General features: G+C 45.8%; 17 protein-coding genes and 3 pseudogenes. 6 read left to right on the plus strand and 14 right to left on the minus strand.

What is annotated here, in order from left to right; genetic code table 11:
* Nucleotides 1-84: 84 nt before the first annotated feature.
* A complete protein-coding gene (locus FTT89_RS02985) occupies nt 85-1,359 on the minus strand; it encodes a glutaminase (protein WP_168393757.1) in 1,275 nt (424 codons plus the stop codon).
* Nucleotides 1,360-1,582: 223 nt separating this feature from the next.
* Here FTT89_RS02985 and FTT89_RS02990 point away from each other — a divergent pair, with 223 nt between their 5' ends.
* Both FTT89_RS02990 and FTT89_RS02995 read left to right on the plus strand, forming a co-directional pair.
* Nucleotides 1,583-2,149, plus strand: coding sequence for a hypothetical protein (locus tag FTT89_RS02990; RefSeq protein WP_228153072.1), 567 nt, complete (start codon nt 1,583-1,585; stop codon nt 2,147-2,149).
* 74 nt (nt 2,150-2,223) lie between these two features.
* A pseudogene (locus FTT89_RS02995) lies at nt 2,224-2,358 on the plus strand (IS982 family transposase); the annotation flags it as partial.
* Between the two features lie 35 nt (nt 2,359-2,393).
* Here FTT89_RS02995 and FTT89_RS03000 read toward each other — a convergent pair.
* A pseudogene (locus FTT89_RS03000) lies at nt 2,394-2,981 on the minus strand (IS3 family transposase); the annotation flags it as partial.
* On the opposite strand from FTT89_RS03000, the pseudogene FTT89_RS03005 reads away from it, so the two are divergent.
* Nucleotides 2,972-3,388, plus strand: a pseudogene (locus tag FTT89_RS03005) (helix-turn-helix domain-containing protein); the annotation flags it as partial. The pseudogenes FTT89_RS03000 and FTT89_RS03005 sit on opposite strands and share 10 nt — an antisense overlap.
* A gap of 63 nt (nt 3,389-3,451) precedes the next feature.
* On the opposite strand, the gene FTT89_RS03010 reads toward FTT89_RS03005, so the two are convergent.
* The 5 genes from FTT89_RS03010 to FTT89_RS03030 form a co-directional block, all read right to left on the minus strand.
* A complete protein-coding gene (locus FTT89_RS03010; protein ID WP_104505546.1) occupies nt 3,452-3,871 on the minus strand; it encodes a DsrE family protein in 420 nt (139 codons plus the stop codon).
* Between the two features lie 217 nt (nt 3,872-4,088).
* Nucleotides 4,089-4,586: a DUF2505 domain-containing protein gene (locus FTT89_RS03015; protein WP_104488713.1), complete on the minus strand. Its 498-nt coding sequence runs from the start codon at nt 4,584-4,586 to the stop codon at nt 4,089-4,091.
* Between the two features lie 156 nt (nt 4,587-4,742).
* Nucleotides 4,743-5,036, minus strand: a complete 294-nt coding sequence (locus FTT89_RS03020; RefSeq protein ID WP_104488712.1) for a hypothetical protein — start codon at nt 5,034-5,036, stop codon at nt 4,743-4,745.
* 9 nt (nt 5,037-5,045) lie between these two features.
* Nucleotides 5,046-5,624, minus strand: a complete 579-nt coding sequence (gene pnuC / locus FTT89_RS03025) for a nicotinamide riboside transporter PnuC (RefSeq protein ID WP_104488711.1) — start codon at nt 5,622-5,624, stop codon at nt 5,046-5,048.
* 119 nt (nt 5,625-5,743) lie between these two features.
* Nucleotides 5,744-6,208: a hypothetical protein gene (locus FTT89_RS03030; protein WP_104505545.1), complete on the minus strand. Its 465-nt coding sequence runs from the start codon at nt 6,206-6,208 to the stop codon at nt 5,744-5,746.
* A gap of 357 nt (nt 6,209-6,565) precedes the next feature.
* Between FTT89_RS03030 and FTT89_RS03035 the strand changes: the two genes are divergently transcribed.
* Nucleotides 6,566-6,964, plus strand: a complete 399-nt coding sequence (locus FTT89_RS03035) for a GNAT family N-acetyltransferase (RefSeq protein ID WP_228148571.1) — start codon at nt 6,566-6,568, stop codon at nt 6,962-6,964.
* 15 nt (nt 6,965-6,979) lie between these two features.
* On the opposite strand, the gene FTT89_RS03040 is transcribed toward FTT89_RS03035, so the two are convergent.
* From FTT89_RS03040 to FTT89_RS03055, 4 genes are all read right to left on the minus strand, one after another.
* Nucleotides 6,980-8,863, minus strand: coding sequence for a diguanylate cyclase (locus tag FTT89_RS03040; protein ID WP_180108434.1), 1,884 nt, complete (start codon nt 8,861-8,863; stop codon nt 6,980-6,982).
* A 117-nt stretch (nt 8,864-8,980) separates the two neighbouring features.
* Nucleotides 8,981-9,322 carry an FKBP-type peptidyl-prolyl cis-trans isomerase gene (locus FTT89_RS03045; RefSeq protein WP_005179461.1) on the minus strand — a complete coding sequence of 114 codons (342 nt, stop codon included), beginning with the start codon at nt 9,320-9,322 and terminating at the stop codon, nt 8,981-8,983.
* A gap of 125 nt (nt 9,323-9,447) precedes the next feature.
* Nucleotides 9,448-9,978, minus strand: coding sequence for a YaeQ family protein (locus FTT89_RS03050; protein ID WP_180108435.1), 531 nt, complete (start codon nt 9,976-9,978; stop codon nt 9,448-9,450).
* Between the two features lie 63 nt (nt 9,979-10,041).
* Entirely contained in the window at nt 10,042-11,049 is a 1,008-nt protein-coding gene (locus FTT89_RS03055) for a GTP-binding protein (protein ID WP_104505543.1), read from the minus strand.
* 456 nt (nt 11,050-11,505) lie between these two features.
* On the opposite strand from FTT89_RS03055, the gene FTT89_RS03060 reads away from it, so the two are divergent.
* Both FTT89_RS03060 and FTT89_RS03065 read left to right on the plus strand, forming a co-directional pair.
* Nucleotides 11,506-11,718 carry a hypothetical protein gene (locus tag FTT89_RS03060; protein ID WP_168384290.1) on the plus strand — a complete coding sequence of 71 codons (213 nt, stop codon included), beginning with the start codon at nt 11,506-11,508 and terminating at the stop codon, nt 11,716-11,718.
* 311 nt (nt 11,719-12,029) lie between these two features.
* Nucleotides 12,030-13,634 (plus strand): bifunctional 3-(3-hydroxy-phenyl)propionate/3-hydroxycinnamic acid hydroxylase, encoded by a 1,605-nt coding sequence (locus FTT89_RS03065; protein ID WP_180134255.1) that lies wholly within the window; start codon nt 12,030-12,032, stop codon nt 13,632-13,634.
* 70 nt (nt 13,635-13,704) lie between these two features.
* Here FTT89_RS03065 and FTT89_RS03070 read toward each other — a convergent pair whose 3' ends face one another.
* The 3 genes from FTT89_RS03070 to FTT89_RS03080 all read right to left on the minus strand — a co-directional run bounded on the left by FTT89_RS03070 (nt 13,705) and on the right by FTT89_RS03080 (nt 16,570).
* The gene (locus tag FTT89_RS03070) at nt 13,705-14,322 is read right to left on the minus strand and encodes a glutathione S-transferase family protein (protein WP_005179481.1); all 618 of its coding nucleotides are present in this window, start codon (nt 14,320-14,322) and stop codon (nt 13,705-13,707) included.
* Between the two features lie 143 nt (nt 14,323-14,465).
* A complete protein-coding gene (locus tag FTT89_RS03075) occupies nt 14,466-15,359 on the minus strand; it encodes a LysR substrate-binding domain-containing protein (RefSeq protein ID WP_075174579.1) in 894 nt (297 codons plus the stop codon).
* A gap of 11 nt (nt 15,360-15,370) precedes the next feature.
* The gene (locus tag FTT89_RS03080; RefSeq protein WP_168370091.1) at nt 15,371-16,570 is read right to left on the minus strand and encodes an MFS transporter; all 1,200 of its coding nucleotides are present in this window, start codon (nt 16,568-16,570) and stop codon (nt 15,371-15,373) included.

The following is a 16,570-nucleotide window of genomic DNA, read 5'->3' on the forward strand; positions in this document are numbered from 1 at the left end:
AGTTCCCCCTCTGCCTCTCAGGAGAGGGTCAGGGAGAGGTATTTAAAACAAAGCGCCAGAAAAGTTGAAGGAGAGGCCCTTTCCTCATTCATACTGTTGCAAATAACGCTCTAGCTCTTCCTGAACCAGCACCGCTGCATGCTTCTGAATTTGCGTTTGACTTAACAGTCCTTCCGAATCAACCACCACCACACGATGTCCATCTTGCTGCAAACGCTCTACTCCTTCAAACAGCATCCGTGCACCCACATCATGAATTAAGGTGAGGTTGGTCAGATCGAGTACAATCGTCGTATCACCCGGTGGCTCTTCCTGTAAATTGCGCAGCAACATTTCTGACTCGGTAAACTGCAACACCCCACGCAGTTCATAGACGCGAACATCATCATTTTTGCCAGCCCAATAACAGCTTTGAATAATGGTTTGTGCGGAAGGCGTCCCTTCCATCAGATGCAGGCCCATATCAGCAGATAAGCGCTCGAAAATATCAATCCCGCGGACACTGTTACCATGTTCATCTACGCGCGGTGAAAATACCGCAATACCGACCTGCCCTGGCAGCACACCAATAATCCCACCTGAAACGCCACTTTTGGCCGGAATCCCCACTGTCGTGAGCCAGTCTCCGGCAGCATCATACATACCACAGCTCAGCATCACGCTTAACACCTGCCGCACCACGGCCCGATCCAGTAAACATTCGCCCGTTTTCGGATGTAGGCCGCCATTGGCCAAGACACTGGCAATGTGTGCCAAATCCTTAACCGTGACCTTAATTGCACACTGCTGGATATACCCATTCACAATCTCGACCGGGTCAGTGTCCAGTGCACCGACAGTACGCAACATATAGCCAATCGACAGGTTCCGGAATGCGGTCTTCATTTCGGAGGTATAGACCTGCTCATCAAAACTTAATTCCCGTCCGGCCAGTTCACTTAAAAAACGGCGCAGCTGCTCGGCCCGTGAAATGCCAGCCGTAGTTTGAATTAATGAATGGGTGGTAATCGCCCCCGAGTTGATCATCGGGTTTTTCGGAATATTCAGTTCTTTGTCTAAGGAAATCTGGTTAAAGGCTTCTCCGGAGGGTTCAACACCTACTTTTTGCAAAACTTCTTCAATGCCCAACTGCTCCAACACCAGTGCATAGGCAAAGGGTTTGGACATGGACTGGATGGTAAATTCATGACCATCATCACCGCTGGAATAGATCATGCCATCTGCGGTGGACAGGGCCAGCGCCAGCTTGTTAGGATCAGCCTGTGCCAGTTCCGGAATATAATCGGCCAGCTGCCCGCCCACATTGCGCTGACATTGTGACAAAACATGCTTTAAATAATCTGGAACAGGCGTTTGCATAGGGTGGGTCCTTCTTTGGGCATTATCATTGTTGTAGATGGCAACTTTATTTTATACCGCAAGCCGGCACGTTTTGGCCCGGCAGTTACAGCATCGCTACACGCATCGCTTTTCTAAATCTTCTTGATTCAATTATGCGTTCAAGATTGTGCACTTTTTTAGATCACTGTCTGGGAGAAGCTGCTATGATGGCGCGATTTTTTGACTTACCTGCAATTTGTTCATGTTAGCCGAAAATTTCTCCCTCTACAGTGTGCTAATCCCGCTGTTTATGATGGCCTTTGGCAGCGTCATTCTGCTGCTGCGGCTGTTCCAACCGATTCCCACCTATTTTCTGTGGTATGCCGCATCGACCTTGTGTACGGGTCTGGCCGTACTGATCATTACCGTGGTCTCCGCCCAAGTGTTGCCGACCTTTAGCTTTATTCCGTCCACGCTGCTGTTTATCAGCTGTGCGATGTTCACCCATGCCATTCATTTACGGCTGAATGTCACTACGCGCTGGGCATTTCTTCTGGTGCTAATTACCATTGCCGAGTCAATTTATGTGTATTTTTCGGTGTTTGATGAGCAATATGCACAGCGGATGCTGGTGCTGACCATCACCATTACCCTGATTTTTTCGCATAATTTAAAGGCTTTATATCAGGTCAAGCTCAAGCAGAAACTGGATCGCCTGTTACGCCTGTCACTGTTGCTGTTAAGTGCGGTGATTGCGCTGCGCACCCTGTATCTGTTTGTGGTATTACAGCCGACCAACCAGATTTTAAGTAACCTGAATCGCGGATAAGAAATTGACTTGAAAAATAAGAGGACTAGAGCCATCAGTTGAGTTACCACACCAAACTCACAACTCTAGTCCTGATGTTCAATAGTACCGAATTATTCTGCGTAATTGATGATTTTTTTCTTAAATTTGAATCAACTTATTGGGAGTTTCTCAAACAAAACTGTGGTTCCTTAAGAATCAGAACTGCTCAACTCACAATTTCAGAGGTAATCCTCCCATAAATAACCGAAGTTAAAAGTAGAGGTTAAGCAGCCATTAGAGGTGGCTTTCCTTTGTTAGCTTGATGTGGTCTTTCATGGTTGTAATGCCACAACCAGTTTGTTGCATAATCTTGTACTTCATCCAAAGTATCAAATAAATGCTTGCTCAGCCAACTATAACGTATGGTCCGATTATAGCGTTCAATATACGCATTCTGCTGTGGCTTACCCGGTTGAATATATTCAATACGAATACCGTGCTCAGTCGCCCAGCGCACAAATTCGTGACTGATAAATTCGGGACCATTATCGCATCGGATCACTAACGGTTTTTCTCTCCACTCCAGCAATTGATTCAACGTACGAATAACCCTGATTGTGGGCAATGAGAACCCTGCTTCAATGGCTAGGCCTTCGCGGCGGTAATCATCAATCACATTCAATAATCGAAACTTGCGACCATCGGAAAGCTGATCATGCATAAAATCTAATGACCAAACCTGATTTTCTCGGATTGGTTCTTTCAATGGTTCAGGCGCATGCCGTTTTAGTCTTCTTCTCGGTTTAATACGCAGATTCAGTGCCAACTCACAGTAAATGCGGTAAACCCGCTTGTGATTCTGAAGATATCCTCCTTTTAGTTGAGCACTTTTTAAAACGCTTTGAAAAAATGTACGACAAACAAATTCAGGGAGTAAGTGAAAAAGCCACCGCCTTTATGCAAAGTTATGCTTGGCCAGGCAACATTCGTGAACTGGAAAACTTGTTGGAGCGTGCAGTACTGCTCACCGAAGCGCAACAAATGATTAAACTGAATGCGTTATTCCCACAAAAGCATGAACACGATGCTGAAGATGTGCAAGACAGCACAGATTTAGACAGATTGGTCACCGAAGGTTTTGACTTAGAACAGCATGAGCAACAATTGATTATGACCGCCATGCAAAAAGCCAAACAGAATGTATCTGAAGCTGCCCGCTTATTGGGAATTTCACTTGCCGCACTGGATTATCGTTTAAAAAAATACGCCATGCGTTAAAACTTCCTTCAATAAAAAAAGCCTTGTTTTTCAACAAGGCTTTTGCACTTTAAAGCAGCAATATTACCAACTCAGGGTCTGTGTGCCTGGGCGGAAAATCGCTTCACCCATCACATCTGGATTTGAATATTTTAAACCTTTGATTAAATCACCCTCGGCAACACCATACTGATCCATACACATTTTGCAAATATAGACCTCACCACCTTTGGCCATAATGCTTTTTAGCATTTTTTGATGCTCAGCATATTTATGTTCAAAACGGTTAGATGCCAACATCACACCCTGATCAACCAAGTAAATGGTCAGTGGATGACCTTTGCCAAACTGGTTATTGCTCATGCCAATTGCCATTTTGGTACGGTGTGCATCATTACTGGTGAGCAATACAAATAGCGGATCTTTGTTATTCTCTGCCATAGCAGGCGATAGACTTGCAAAGCTCAGGAATAAAGACAGACACAACAGCTTAATCAATTTCATGGTTGATCTCAGAGTCAATTTAGATGTGATTAAAATAGTAGCATAATAAATATAATATATTTAAATAATTAATATATTATGCTTCGCATCTACAATTGACTTAAAAACCAGTGCTGCAAATGACCAAGTGCAGCCATCCCAGCTACAAAAAAAACAAAGCGCCACCCAATAGGCAGCGCTAAATACAAATTAAGCATTCGTGTTTTAAATAAACAGTTTAAGCGGCTAAATTTTTCTTAAGCTCATCTTCTACAATGCTAATTTCTAGCTCACTGAAACGACGGATTTCACCTTCTGCATGTTTTTCTAACATACCACCAATCAATGGAACTTTAACTTTAATGGTCCAGTCCAACTGAATTTCAATTTTTTCTTGATTACCTGTAACGGTACGCTCGCCTTTGGCTTCCAAAGGTAAGTTAGCGCCCAACTCAACTGTAGAAGTAAGTGCTGATAAGTTGGTCACATCATTACGTTTTAAACGAAATGCATCTTTTAATAGTTTTTTTGCCATATCTGGAATATTCACATCCAAGTTATAAGCACGACGCAGGGTGTAAATATCACCATTCTTTTTTGATTCTAAAATTTCTAAATTTTCACCTGGAATACGTTTACACACCGCTTCATGTAACGCAATATCTGCCACTAAACGCTTAAATTCGTCAATTGAAACGCCATGAATAGTGGCATTAACAGTAAATTGATGAGCCATTTGAGTTCCTTTTATTTTGTTTATTGATGGAGTAGGTCTAGCATCATCGTGCAATATAATTTGGCTGATGCTCAACGGGTATAAGTTGTTTTATATCCTAAATACAACTTTATTTTCAGGCTATTAAAGTATTTTTTCCACCTGTTGTCATTGACTCTAATTGTTCAAATCTGTGTGTAGGATGCCAAATTCAGCAGCATAAATATCATGACTATATAAAGTAAGATAATGCCCACAAAATTCGATTTTGGCATAAAAATGCTCTGCCCCATCATCCAATCCTGTGGCATACCAAGTGGTGCCTTGAGGAAAATCATCCAACCATTGGGCTTGATAAAAATCTGCAATTGAATCGAACTGTAAATAACGTTCTGGATTAGACAGAATATTTTGTGCAAGATGATCAAACTGAGCAAGCTGTGCCTGTTTAAAATGGATCAGGTTACTCATGCTTATCCTTTAAGGCAAAACTTGCACATGTTGTTGCTGACGTATTTTGCTCCATTCACGCCATCCTAAATAAGCCAATACCACAAATCCTACATAAAGCGCTGCGGTTAAAAATAAAGCTTTATAAATAAACATGCCTACGTAGAGTAGATCGACCACAATCCAAAGCAACCATGTAGCCAAATATTTACGACTGGTCCAATAGGTTGCCAACAGACTCAAAGCTGCAAGTTGTGCATCTAATAACGGTACAGATGCCTGCGTCCACTGCATTAAACTTAGACCAAAAATAAGCCCCAAGCCCATACTGAGTATAAGCTGCTGCAGCATTTTATTTTGCGATAAGGTCTGAATCACGATGGCTTGAGTGTCTTGCTGTGTAGTTTTCCACTGGTAAAAACCGTAAATTGCCATTACCATAAATAAGGTTTGCAATACTGTTTCGCCATACAATTGATATTCAAAGAATAAATAGGCATACAACAAACAGGCAATAAAATTTACCACCCAACAAGCAATATGCCGTTTGATGGTTAACGTCACGCCTAAGACACTGATCAATACAGCAATTATTTCTAAAACCGACATTGATGCAGCCTATGAAAAAGAAAAATGCATGATACCTTGTTTCTGTAATACTGCTCAAACTCAGACTGAGTTAAGCACAAGTCAAAACAATAAAAAATAAACACCCGATAAAATTGGCTTTATACATCTGCATGATTATATTTATGTTCTTGTCCAAAACGGTCTACATGGGTAATAAAAACACCATATTTACCCACATAATATTCCAAAGATTGTTGATAAAAACTCCAGTAAATCGACCACTCACCTAAATCTAACTGACGAATCTGCGTTTGGGCTTTAGCAGGCATTTTATTGAGTAATTCTTGCTGTATGGTTGTGGCATCATCAGGGTCGGAAGTAGAAACTTTTAGGCTTAAAAATAACGCTGCGACATCGTCAAATAATTGCTGTTCATAGGCAGCGACTTCTTCAATCACCTCTTCAACCGGTCGCGGGCATTTCTGGCTAATCGGGCCTTGCACCATATTGCAATAGGCGGCCTGATGTTTCTGAAAGGCACGGTTAATTCTGATTTTGATCATGACTTTCCACAGCGCATAAAAGGCCAGAAAAATCAGGAGGATTGCCAGTATTTTTGCCATAAGCCCGCTTACCTCAATGGTTCGGTTCTCATTTCCCAACGTTTGGTCTCGTGTCTCTTATCTCAGCACTCTTACAGATGGATCATGCCTGACGATGAGGGTGACTCCATGCGCTCATGAAAATGATCCTATCGCATCTACGCTGCCAAACTGCTGTATTTTTATTCATTTTGACACAAAACAGTATCAATCCCCCAATAAAAAATTCTCACAACGCCTAAAAAACTGCGTAAATCACAACAAGATTGTCATTTTATTGAAGGTTTATTTACATTCAAATAGGTGCTTGTTTATGCCTTTACCAACACAATGATTAGATCCGCTCGAATTCAAGATGTCCCGAGCCTTATTCGCGTTTTGCACGACAGTATCCGATCCTGTAGCCTCGATCATCAACATCGTGAAATCAAGATTCAACGCCTGCTCGAAAATAAAAATCAGGAAAATCTGCTGTTACTGATGCACTATAACAACTGCTGGGTGTATGAGCTACAGCATCAGGTGGTCGGTTTTATTCTGGCCAGCGATCAGGGTGAAGTATTAATGAATTATGTCGCGCCCGATGTCCAGCAGCGCGGTATTGGCAAGCTGCTGCTCAATGAAGTGCTGCATTATTATCAGCAACGCCAGATGAAACGGATTGTGCTGGCCAGCACTCGCACGGCGCTGCCCTTTTATCAAAAATATGGCTTTCAGATTCAGCCGCAGGCAATTGAGCCTGTTTTACATATTCCTTTGGTCAAATATCTGGACTAAAGATTTTTCTCTGGCTTAATGTCCGGCAATCCTGCACTGATCCCGGCCGGCTTCTTTGGCCAGATACAGCTGCTGATCGGCTGCTTTCATAAATTCCAGTACACTGGCATAGGGCTGCTTGCCGGTCATCCAGGCCACGCCCATACTGACCGTAACATAGTCTTTCGTATCCTGACGGGCAATGTGCTGCATTTGCTCGGCACGAACCGCCTGTAATACCTGTACCATCATCGGCTCTAATAAGGCAATCGGGACATTGTGCAGTATCAAGGCAAATTCTTCACCGCCATAACGTGCCACATAGGCATTTTCAGGCAAGGCACGATTTAAGATCAGCACCAGCTGCTGCAAAACCTGATCTCCTTTTAAGTGGCCATAATGATCGTTATATTTTTTAAAATAATCGACATCCAGCATCACAAACGCCAGGGTATGTTCAGGCTGCTGACAGGTCTGCTCAAAACGTAGCAGGATTTCATCATTCAAGGCACGGCGATTATAGGCACCGGTCAGCGCATCAATTTTTACCTGCAATTCCAGCTTGGCATTTAACTGGCTTAACTGGGCGGTACGTTCCTTGACTTTAACATCCAGCGAATTATTCAGGCTCAGCAAACGGTTATTCAGTTTTTCAATATAGGCAGTATCACGCGCATAGTTACGTGCCTGCTGCAGCATAATCAGCAAGGCATACAGACTGGTAGAAATAAACGATAAAGGAATTGATTCAATCAGGTTTAAGGCCAGCAACAGATCATGAATAAAGCTGCCAAACAGCAGCAATACCGCACATATGGTTAATTTGGAATAACTCAGTTTCTGCCGCAAAGTTTCGGCAAAACCGTAGATAAAATTGACCAGTACCAGCAGACTGAATAAAGAACTCCATAACGCCAGCTGTTCCAGCACCATCGGCGGTGCCCATAATGCAGCGACCAGATTAATGGCAATGAGCAACAGCGCAGCACAATATACCCAGCGATGTAAATAACGCTGGTTAAATAGGAACATATAGCTCAAGAAAAATAAAATGGCCAGAAAGCTGAACAGATATTGCAGCCGCAGTCCCCAGATCCAGTTGATGTCGGTAAAGGCGGTATAGGCATACGGGGCTGCAAACAGGTTATGCAGCGCCAGAAACACAATAAAAATGCCAAATACAAACACACTTTGTGCATTCGGCGGCATCACCCCACGGAAAAAGGAAAAGACCAGGGTAAACAGTCCAATCCCGAGCACCCCACCGCTGATCATGGCCACGCTCATCATCAGGCGCTGGTATTGGTAGTTTATGGTACGGCTGAGTCCAATTTTTATTGAATGTTCCAGCCCGCCCCTGAAGTTTTGGAAACTGGAGGCCTGAATCGCCAGGGTAAAATATTCACTGTCGGCAATAAAATAGGCAAGCCGATGACTATTGCCGTTTTCATGGCGGGCAGCATCAGGACCGGCTTCCCCCACGCGTGCCAGCGGCTCACCATTTAAATACACCCGGTAGGCACCCTGCTGGCTAGGCATCCAGATCGCAATGCGGCGACCGACAAACTCTTTTGGCAACTGAAAATGCCCAATAAATGTGCCATAGCCTTCCATTTGGCCAGTCAGTTGCTGAAAAGAAGCCGGTAAATGCACCCGTTCTGCAGTCAGTACTGCACTGGGCTGTTGAATAAACTGCTGATTGTAAAACAGCCACGAGCCATCCAAATTGGTGCTGGAGCGTTCACTAAACTGCAGGGTCGTAATCAGCTGCTGCTGATAATAGGAGTCTGGTGGGGAATCATAATGATGTGCTCGCGCCGGAGCAAGGCTGAGTGCACACAGACACAGCCAGGCCATCAACAGGAGAGAAATCCGAAAGTACGCGCGCTGTTCCAATAGAATGATAATCCCTGCAGACATTGGAAAGGAATGATTTTAATGTACTGTGTATTGAAGGGCTTTCAAATTACTTTTTGCACTATTTTTGCACAAGCCGACCAGAGACATCCTGTTCTCCGGTCAGGGAATGTGGAAGGCTTATTCGTCGCGGGTTTTCACGTCAAATAATTCAATTTCAAAAATCAGGTTGGAATTGGCCGGAATAATATTGCCAATTTTACGCTCGCCATATGCCAAATGGGATGGCACGATCAGCTTGCGCTTACCGCCAACTTTCATCCCGAGAATGCCCTGATCCCAACCTTTAATCACACGGCCGGTACCAATCACGGTTTCAAAATAGTTACCGCGGTCAATGGAAGAGTCGAACTTGGTACCATCTTCCAGCCAGCCGGTATAGTGAGTGGTAATTAAAGCGCCTTTGACCGCTTCTTTGCCCTCACCCACTTTTAAATCAATAATTTCTAATTCTTTTGACATGCGTCTGCTCTCTTCAACCAAATCAATTGTGCATGAGTATAAAAGGAATTGATGACAGCTGCATAATTTAGGCCGCTAAATTGCAGCCGTTTATTGACCTGACACCACAGCAGCAACCGGATGGGTTACTGCAACTGTTCCCATTCAATCACAGCCTGGGCCTGATCGCCAATTAAGATCCATTCGCCATCCATCACATTTAACTGTAGCTGCATGGTACGTTCACACAGTTGCTGAATTGCTTCGGTGGTGGCGGTAGACAGTTTCCAGACCTGAACATTTTTCAGGGTTTTCAGCTTGCTGGAGCGTTTATACCAGTCATCGACATTGCTGCCATAGGCCACCACCGCCACCTGTTGGCAACGGGCGCTGGCTTTTTTGACCTTGTCTTCATCCGGGCAGCCGACTTCAATCCAGTTTATTAGCTGACCTGTGAGATCTTTTTGCCACAGCGCCGGCTCATCGGTTTCAAACAGGTCTTTGGTGAATTCCAGTGCCTCATCGGCATAGCGGGCAAATGCCAGAATACGCACCATCAGGCGCTCGATGGTTTCAGACGGATGCAAGGCCATGGTGAGCTGATAGTCACCATATTGATGCACATCCATATTGGCAATATTTAAATCTGCTTTATAAATTGTTGCTTTAAGCGCCATACACGTGATCCTCAAATTTGGCGCCTAGCATATCGGATTTTGCTGCCCCGTGCTGAACAGATTCTAGGCAGTATTGTCAATGCGACAGGCCAGCAGCTGTTCCTCAAACGCGCTCCAGTCCCGGGTGTTACGATAAATCAGCTCGATCCGGTTATCGGTATTTTCGGGCGATGACTGATAGTTAAATTGCTGCGGATTGAAATTAAAGGTTTTCCAGCCCTGATTGGTGTGAAAAATTGCTTTAATCCGCAACCAGTCCTGCTGTTCACAGAGCAGATCCAGCAATGCATAAAAGTCAAATTGCCAGCGCCGGGAAAATTTCCAGCCGGCCACCGAATACCCCTGCGCCGTTTCTACATAATGATAGGGCAACTGTTTAATTTCCGGCAGCTCTGCCTGTGCCGGCAGTGTGCGTTGCAGCTGCAATAAAGGCTGGATTTTACGCTGGATGCCGACATGGGCCAGATCAATTTCAGCCAATGGCAGCTGACCGTTTTCAGCAGCTAGCCAGCGCGGTGCATAGGCCTGATATTCCTGTTTTAATTTTTCCAGGCCCTGTTCATCTGCCGGCTGCATCTGATCCGGATGTGAAATCACAATAATCTGGGCGGCTTTTAACTGGTCGGTATACAGGTTTTGCTGGGTCCAGTCGGCATCGTGCAAACGTGAACCATCCACTACAGTCACCAAGGCACGCATGTCCAGATGGCTGTGCCAGTGCGGTTCAGTCAACTGTTCCAGCAATTGCAGCGGATGGCCCAATCCGGTGGGTTCAATAAACAGCCGGTCGGGCTTGGCTTCATCCAGCAAGCGAGACAAGGCAATCTGCATTGGTAACTGGCTGCTGCAACATAAACAGCCACCGAGCAGTTCCTTAATTTCAAAACCTTCACTTTGCGGCAAAATCTGCTGGTCGATGCCGATCTGGCCAAATTCGTTCATCAGCACCGCCCAGACTTCCTGCTCCGGCTTTTGACGCAGCAATTGCTGTAACAGCGTGGTTTTCCCGGCCCCCAGAAAACCGGAAATAATATGGGTCGGAACGGCGCGTGTCGGTGCAATCAGTTTCACAGGTCTACTCTTTGGCTGGGCAACGTTTGCATGCTATGCAAGATTGCCATGTGGTTCAAGCCAGCACTGCAGCTTTCTGGCTGAGATTTTTTCAGCTTGAGCCAGAAAATGCACCTACCTTTGCTATCTTTTAGAAAAATTTAATTACATTTATCTGCCTGCAGTTTTTCTCCGTAACGCTGCAATATCGGCGGCAATGTAATTTTATTTATCCCGGCATGGGGATAACTCTGGCCATCTCCTCTGCAAGTTCGCCAATTTTAGATGCAAAAAACGGTAAATTCTTACCCAATTGCTACATTTTCTTCATTCATGTAGAGCCAATGTTAAGCAGATTTTTTGCTTTGTTGCTTCGATTGCTCAATCTCCTACTGCGGCATAGCATGAAGCCTGTCCTCGATGCAGGTGATGTGCATACGAGGTCAACTCTAAAATGAATATTAAAGGATGCCTAACATGAAATTAACTCAAATTTTACTTGCGACCACGTTTGCGGCTGCTACCGCAACCACTTTTGCTGCACCGGCAGCACCAGCCAATACCCAAACTGAAGACAAAGTGATTGTCAGCACCCAGGAACAACCAGCATCAGCGGCCAATGCCGGTGCAGCAGATCAGCCTGCGTCTGAAGCCGCGTCAAGCGATGACAAAGAGAAAACTGCACGTTAAGAGTTGCCATACTGTGCGTTGCTATCTTTGATGGCAGCACCGTATTCAATACTATTGCGTGAAGGTGGAACCGCTTTGATGCGGTTTCACTTTTATAAAAATGATCTTCTTACTATAGAAATAAATGATCGTAACATCATCCTGAATGATCGCGTATTGATTAAAAAAATTATTCCAATCAATCAATTATAAAAATTATCTTATTTACTACCCTCTACAGTCGACCTCTGTTTCCACTATGGCATAACTTGTTGAATCCCGGCCTTTCACCGTTAATGGGCGTTAATCTGACGTGATGGATGGACCTCGCGATGAACACAACAAACTATACAACTGAAGTGGCAATTCTGGGTGCCGGTCCGGTCGGCTTAACCATCGCCAACTATTTAAGCAAACAAGGTATTCAGGTGATGGTGGTGGAACAGCTGGATCGCCTGATTGATTACCCACGCGCCATCGGGATTGATGATGAATCGTTGCGGACTATTCAGTCTTTAGGTCTGGTCGATCAGGTCTTGCCGCATACCACGCCCAATCATGCCATGCGCTTTCTTACCCCAAAAGGCCGCTGCTTCGCCGATATTCAACCGCTGACCCGCGAATTTGGTTTCTCGCGCCGTAATGCCTTTATCCAGCCGCAGGTCGATCAGGTGCTGTTAAACGGCTTGACCCAATATGAACAGACCCAAGTGCTTTTTTCCCGGGAACTGACCGAATTTATTCAGGATGCCAACGGCGTGACGCTCAAACTGCATACCCGTGAGGGTCAGCAGGAAGTGATTCAGGCACAATATCTGATTGCCTGCGATGGCGGCAATTCTCTGGTACGCCGTCGTCTGAATATTGCCTTTGATGGTAAAACAGCTCCGAACCAGTGGATTGTGATTGATATTGATAATGACCCACTGGCCACGCCGCATATTTATCTGTGCTGTGACCCGGTGCGTCCTTATGTGTCCGCCGCCCTGCCACATGGCATCCGCCGTTTCGAGTTTATGGTGATGCCGGGCGAAACCCAGGAAGAACTGAGCAAACCGGAAAATATCGCCAAGTTACTGTCTAAAATACTGCCAACCACCGATGGCATCGAGGTGATTCGCCAGCGCGTCTATACCCACAATGCGCGTATTGCCGAAAAATTCCGTGTCGGCCGGATTTTACTGGCCGGTGATGCAGCACATATTATGCCGGTGTGGCAGGGTCAGGGCTATAACAGCGGCATGCGTGATGCCTTTAACCTGGCCTGGAAAATGGCGCTGGTGATTCAGGGCAAAGCCGCTGCCGAGCTGCTCGATTCATACCAGATTGAACGTAAAGACCATGCCAAAGCCATGATTGATTTATCGGTGATGGCCGGGCATGTGCTGGCACCGCCAAAACAATGGCAAGGTATTATCCGTGATGGTATTTCCTATGTGCTGAATTACATCAAGCCCATTAAACAGTATTTACTGGAAATGCGCTTTAAGCCGATGCCGAAATATCAGGATGGCGCCCTGTTGCCACAAACCGATAAACACTCGCCAGTCGGTAAAATGTTTATTCAGCCGCAGGTACAACTGGCCTCAGGTGAAACGGTGCTGCTGGATGACGTACTGGGCAATGACTTTGCGATTATCGCCTGGGGCGTTGATCCAAAATGGGGACTGTCTGACAGCAGCATGCAGCAATGGCAGAAACTGGGGGTGAAATTTATTCAGGTAATTCCTGCGGTGCAGCTCAAACATCCACAGCCGAAACACTCTGCAGATGTCATCACCATTGGTGATCTGGGCACAGAAATTCGCAGCTGGTTTGGCAAAACCACAGGCTCGGTGGTAATTTTACGCCCTGACCGTTTCGTTGCGGCGCTGGCAATTCCGCAAACCCTGGAAAGTACCAGTCAGCAACTGTTCCAGAAACTGCATGCCCAATAAGATGAACCCTTCAAAAAACCACGCTCAGGCGTGGTTTTTTGCTATTCGCGCTCATGTTCATGCCGCTGTTTCAATGCTGATCCAGCTGCTGAAACCAGATCACCTGACTTAAGGATGGCCGCTGCGCCATCCATTGCAGATACGGCCGGAATTCTTCCAAATAAGGAATGGCCTTCAGAGCAATGGCATAGGCCAGCCAGTACGCCAGATACAAATCTGCGGCACTCATACGCTCACCGAGCAAATAGGGGTTGGCCTGCTGCAGTCCCTGTTTTAAAAACGCCATCAGATCTTCCGGCAATCCCATCCCTAAACCGCGTTTATGCTGTTCGAGCTGGGCCTGACTGATCTGGAAATTGCTCAAGTCAATCCATTCGGTTAATGGGCCATGACAGAAAAATAGCCATTTGAAATAGGCGCCGCGCTGCGGATCATCCAGGGCCGGGGCCAAACCTTGTTCAAAGAAATGATCAGCCAGATAGGCAAAAATTGCCGGGGTTTCACTAATAAAAACCGGGCCATCGACCAGTAGCGGCACTTTGCCCAAAGGATTCATGGCCCGATACTCTGGCTGTTGCAGATCTTCCCAACTGACCTGAATAATCTCGATCTGATCCTGAATCTGCAACTCCTGTAATAGCGGCATCAGGGTCTGACCACGTGATTGAGGATGCGTATACAGTTGCATGTGGAGTTCCTCGACAGCATCAATGCTTATATTTTAAGCTTGCTGTCCGGCGAGAAACGCTGTTGATTTGTGTCCATCTTTAACGGCTTCACCAGTTTTAAAAAACCGGCTGCGCCGATATGCAGTTAGGCGTAACACACGCTTTAGCCAAAATCCATATAAAACTGCGCTTTTAACACTTTTAAAATCAGCTCAATCGCTTCGCTGCGATGTTGTTTGCGATAGCTGGCATAGAGGCCAATCATCGGCAGTGGTTCCAATGTGTTTTTCACCACAATTTTATCGCCAAGTAGCGGAATCACATAAGCGGGCACCAGACTCCAGCCGACGCCCATCCCGACCAGATTAACGTTCATCAGAATATTGGTGGAATGCTGCACCACATGAATCTCCAGCCTGGACTGCTTTAAAAAGTCCTGAATAATTTTGTACAGCTGCGGTGAAGCGTGCTCATCACTAATCACAAAATCCTGCTGCTGAAAACTTTTGATGCTGATATGTTTTAAGCTGGCCGCCGGAGAATCCTTCGGCACAATCAGGGTCAGCGGTTCATCAAAAATCCGGATTGACTCAAACGCTCCCGATTCATCTGGATAGCGGGTAAAAGCAATATCAATTTCCGCCCGACTTAAGGCCTTAAACTGCTCGGCATCCGGCAGGCTATGAAAATGGATTTTTAAATCGGGAAACTGGGCGCGAATATTCGGCATGATATAAGGAAACACTTTCATTTCAGCCACCGGCACAAAGCCGATATTCAGCTGTGCTTTCTGTGCCTGTGCCACCTGACGCGCCTCCTGAATAGCTTTGTCGGCATAGTCCAGACACAAACGCGCCTGCTTTAAAAAGGCCTCGCCTTCTGGAGTCAGTTCTACTTTACGGTTGGAACGCAGCAATAACTGCACCCCGACCTCCTGTTCCAGATCTTTAATTTGCTGGCTTAAAGATGGCTGCACGGTATACATTCTGGCTGCGGCCCGGGTAAAGTTCAGCTCTTCTGCCACCGCAACAAAATAACGTAAATGTCTTAATTCCATGTTGAAGCCTCTTAGGGAGCCTGACGCAAGGTTGGTGTGACCATGGCTTTGTAAAGCAGCAAGGTCAACAGCACCAGCACGGCGCAGAGTAAATAGGTCAGCTGGAAGCCCATCCAGGCAATCAGGATGCCCATCAGCACGGAACCGAGTGCCAGCCCCAGATCAAACAGGGTAAAGAACGTTGAAATCGCATGACCCATGCGCTGTTTATTGACCGTTTGAATGGCCACGGTTTGCAGACACGGAAACAAGGTGCCGTAGCCAATACCAATAAACACCGCCGACAGCCATAAAATCCACGGATTAGATAAAAAGCTGACAATCACCAGTCCCATGGCAAAACACACAAAGGACGGATACATCACCGCACTTGGACCTTTACGATCATAACGCTTGCCGACCCACGGCCGCACCACAATCATGGACACAGCAAAGACCACAAAGAACAGACTGGTATAGGCCAGTAACTGCTTGGCTTCACTATAGGCAGTAATAAAACTGATCACGCTGGAATAGGCCAAGGCAGTCAGCATGGCCACCAGCCCCACCGGAATGACCCGGGTTTCGACAATATCATGCAGGCTCAGCCGGGGTTTCGTGGCAGATGGATCAGACAGATTAGCTGGTTTGACCCGATCATCCTGTAATTTCAGGCTAAGGCAGAACAGAAAACCCATCGCCATAATCACCGCCAGCACAGCAAACAGCACCCGAAAACTGGTGAACTGGATGGTGGTTAAGGCAATTAAAGGCCCAAAAACCACGCCCAAATTGGTCGACATCACAAAATAACCAATGCCCTCGCCTTTACGCGCTTCTGGAATAAAGTCACTGGCCACCGGCACCGCCACCGTGGTTAAAATACTGAACCAGATGCCATGTAAAAAACGCACCAGCAGCAGGCTCCACATGCTGTCAATCCAGATATAGCAAAAGGCAAACAGCACAAAGCACAGCTCAGAACCACGAAAAGACAGTTTCTTGCCCAGCTTTTCCACGATTAAACCGGAAAACGGCCGGATGGCAATCGAGGACACCAGAAACAGGGTCAGAGCCAAACCGGCTTCTTTGACCGTGCCGCCCAGATCATTCATGATATAAATTGGTAATACGGCTAGCAGGGCAAAATAATAAACAAACAGAAACAGGTTATTGAAAAGACACAGAATAAATGCACGATTCCATAATGCAGCAGAACTTTGAGCAGACAT

This window comes from Acinetobacter sp. YH01025 (genome assembly GCF_013420185.1).
GTDB classification, from domain to species: Bacteria; Pseudomonadota; Gammaproteobacteria; order Pseudomonadales; family Moraxellaceae; genus Acinetobacter; species Acinetobacter indicus.

Coding starts and splice junctions, on each gene's coding strand:
- FTT89_RS02985 (WP_168393757.1), bottom strand. CDS start 1,359: ATGCAAACGCCTGTTCCAGATTATTTAAAGCATGTTTTGTCACAATGT.
- FTT89_RS02990 (WP_228153072.1), top strand. CDS start 1,583: ATGTTAGCCGAAAATTTCTCCCTCTACAGTGTGCTAATCCCGCTGTTT.
- FTT89_RS03010 (WP_104505546.1), bottom strand. CDS start 3,871: ATGAAATTGATTAAGCTGTTGTGTCTGTCTTTATTCCTGAGCTTTGCA.
- FTT89_RS03015 (WP_104488713.1), bottom strand. CDS start 4,586: ATGGCTCATCAATTTACTGTTAATGCCACTATTCATGGCGTTTCAATT.
- FTT89_RS03020 (WP_104488712.1), bottom strand. CDS start 5,036: ATGAGTAACCTGATCCATTTTAAACAGGCACAGCTTGCTCAGTTTGAT.
- pnuC (WP_104488711.1), bottom strand. CDS start 5,624: ATGTCGGTTTTAGAAATAATTGCTGTATTGATCAGTGTCTTAGGCGTG.
- FTT89_RS03030 (WP_104505545.1), bottom strand. CDS start 6,208: ATGGCAAAAATACTGGCAATCCTCCTGATTTTTCTGGCCTTTTATGCG.
- FTT89_RS03040 (WP_180108434.1), bottom strand. CDS start 8,863: ATGTCTGCAGGGATTATCATTCTATTGGAACAGCGCGCGTACTTTCGG.
- FTT89_RS03045 (WP_005179461.1), bottom strand. CDS start 9,322: ATGTCAAAAGAATTAGAAATTATTGATTTAAAAGTGGGTGAGGGCAAA.
- FTT89_RS03050 (WP_180108435.1), bottom strand. CDS start 9,978: ATGGCGCTTAAAGCAACAATTTATAAAGCAGATTTAAATATTGCCAAT.
- FTT89_RS03060 (WP_168384290.1), top strand. CDS start 11,506: ATGAAATTAACTCAAATTTTACTTGCGACCACGTTTGCGGCTGCTACC.
- FTT89_RS03065 (WP_180134255.1), top strand. CDS start 12,030: ATGAACACAACAAACTATACAACTGAAGTGGCAATTCTGGGTGCCGGT.
- FTT89_RS03070 (WP_005179481.1), bottom strand. CDS start 14,322: ATGCAACTGTATACGCATCCTCAATCACGTGGTCAGACCCTGATGCCG.
- FTT89_RS03075 (WP_075174579.1), bottom strand. CDS start 15,359: ATGGAATTAAGACATTTACGTTATTTTGTTGCGGTGGCAGAAGAGCTG.
- FTT89_RS03080 (WP_168370091.1), bottom strand. CDS start 16,570: ATGTCTGCTCAAAGTTCTGCTGCATTATGGAATCGTGCATTTATTCTG.